This window comes from Metabacillus herbersteinensis, from assembly GCF_042433335.1.
In the GTDB taxonomy this organism is placed as follows: Bacteria; Bacillota; Bacilli; order Bacillales; family Bacillaceae; genus Metabacillus; species Metabacillus herbersteinensis.
This window is the reverse complement of record NZ_JBHLVO010000072.1, coordinates 1-2,723: the sequence shown is the minus strand read 5'-3', so window position 1 is coordinate 2,723 and position 2,723 is coordinate 1. Positions and strand designations below refer to the sequence as shown.

General features: G+C 35.7%; 1 protein-coding gene. It reads right to left on the bottom strand.

Features of this window, described 5'->3' with window-relative positions:
- Positions 1-148: 148 nt before the first annotated feature.
- A complete protein-coding gene (gene ltrA / locus ACFFIX_RS27635; protein WP_446686120.1) occupies positions 149-1,960 on the bottom strand; it encodes a group II intron reverse transcriptase/maturase in 1,812 nt (603 codons plus the stop codon).
- Positions 1,961-2,723 lie beyond the last annotated feature (763 nt).

Genomic DNA, 2,723 nt, shown 5'->3' with positions numbered 1-2,723 from the left:
TCATACGAATAGGTAAGGGTTTGACGTTATCGCTCCCTTTTCCCTTCGTTCACACCGTACATGAAACTTTCATCTCATACGGCGTTCTAACTAATCCAATTCATTCAATTCTATGTATCTAATGAAGCTAATTTATTGGTTCCAAAATTCAGATTGGGTCATTTTTGCATTGTTTTCGAAGTTCGTTGACCTTTTGTTTCTGTTTATGATTGAGTTTTAAAGAATTAAGTAAAGCTTTAATTTTTTCAATATCTTTTAGATGTATTAGCCGATGTACGGCTTCATGAAGCACTATCAGGTTTGAGAATCTATCATCTCTCGAGAGATGATATGGATTTTTATGATGGCAATGCCAATCAGCTAATCCTAGTTCCGTTCCTGTTACGGCACATCTTCCATTTTGAGCAATAAACTTACTTATGCGATTATCGTTGTACTCAATCGTACGATTTGGAATAAAGTTTTTCATGACATGGCTTAATACGTTTTTGTTAATCGCTTTAAGATTTTTGTGTATTTTTTCTCTGCCTTTGACAGTATAGTTACACGTATCTTGAGAGAAACATAGATTTGTTTTATGCTTTTGGGCATAAATTGGGACAAACACCATGTCTTGAATCTTAAAGTATTGTGGTTCGTACCCTTTGTAACGTTTTTGCAACGTACTAGTCATGTCAGTAAACTTCGCTTCTTTTCTAACGTCTTTTAGTCGATTATATAGCGTCTTATGAAGATAGGAGTTCAACTCAATTAGATTATTTGTGATTTGAGTTGCGGCTGAGTAATAATTTTGAATTCCCATTACGACCGTATTAAAATGCCATACTGTCTTTGCACAGGGTTTCTTATGAATATCTTTTATAGATTCCTTTATTTTTATCAGTGCGTTAGATTTTGCCTTTTTCGTCATATTAGACTGTGCTACAAAACCCATCCTTGTCTTACCTTTCCTTTTAGCTCGGAATGAAAATCCAAGAAATTCTGACGAATTTTTCTTTAGATTAATTACCTTTGACTTTTCTTCACTTGTCTCAAGGTGTAATCTTGTGTTAAGGAAATCCTTTATAGCGTAGTTCATTTTAATCGCTTGCGAGCGTGTGCGACATAAAACTTTGAGATCATCAGCATACCTTACGATGTAACATTCTTTTAGATTAGATTTCTTAAGTGCTAGTACTTTACTTCCATTATGCTTATATTTGTGGTTACTTTCGAATGTTTCCCATTGGGAACTTACCCAGCAATCTAATTCATTTAAAACAATGTTAGATAAAAGTGGAGACAAAATACCACCTTGCGGGCACCCTTTGGTTGGAACTCCTTCACCTTCAATCTCTGATTTTAAAAGTTTTGATATGATTGAAACTAGCGTTTTATCCCTTATTCCAAGCGACCAAATTTGTTTAAGTAATTTACTATGGCTTACATTGTCAAAGAAACCTTTAATATCTACATCTACGCAATGATAGAGACCCGCCAAGTTTATGAGGGACTCAAACCTTGCTTTCGCATGATGAGTACTTCTGTTAGGTCTAAAGCCATAACTGTGTTTATGAAACTTCGCCTCACAAATCGGTTCTAACACTTGTAAGATGCACTGTTGAAGAATTCTGTCCCAAATCGTCGGGATTCCTAACGGTCTTACTTTGCCATTCGCTTTTGGTATGAACACACGTCTAACTTTTTGTGGCACATATGATTCAAGCATATTTTGAACCTTTAGAATGACTTCTTCTACAGACAAAGATTTGACATCTTCAATTGTTAATTTATTTGTACCTGCCGTTTTACTTCCTGTATTCCTTTTGATATTTCGATAAGCAAGACGTATATTTTCATCAGAACTAATCCATTTCATTAAGTCATAGAAATTTTGACCATTAACACTTTGAGCGTACAAATTGTCAAAACAATATTGCATATCATAATACTCATTGTGTCTCAGTTTCTTCCGTTTCAACAAGTCGGTGACTCCCTTGGGAGTTGAACCTCTTTTAGTCTCACAAGAACCTTATTAATCGATAAAGAACTGCCTTACATGGTTGAATGATTCTTCATTAGTCTAGTGGCTATCCCTCCACGTGAATTAGACGTTTCATCGGTACTGTGCCACCACTTTCACTGATACAAAGATAAGTTATGCAGTAGCTATTCTCACTATTGCTTTCCTTAACACCGTTTCATAAGAAGTAAGTCCTCCACGTTATCAGCTTACAACGTTGAATTATATCTATTATGGAATGAATTTAGGTGTTTCCTGTAGACCTGTTAACGTAGATATGCCTGTAACATATCATGGATTTTCATATTAACGATTTTTACTCATCCACAGCTAACCTCACAGTAAGTGATATACACATTTCTATGTATTGCCATTCTAGATCCGTACATTCGGAAATTCGTCAGTTTACCCTTAATTATTTTAGGGTGTGTAACATTCTCACCATGTCCATTCAACTCAAGCATTATGATTTACACCACCCCCGCGGGTAGGATTTCGTCAGCTTAACCTGTTACGGTAAATTCTCACGCCTTTTCACCGAGCTTATAACACTATTATTCTTACTAAATCCAGTGCTATTCGACTAAGAGAGAGCCCTTCAAGACGTTACTCTTTCATTTGACTCTTCGATATAACCCTTCAATTCCTGAAGGAATTGTCTAACTTTTATCTGGGTAATGTGACCATTCCCAAGTTAGGTTAGAAACGTTTCGCACCATTA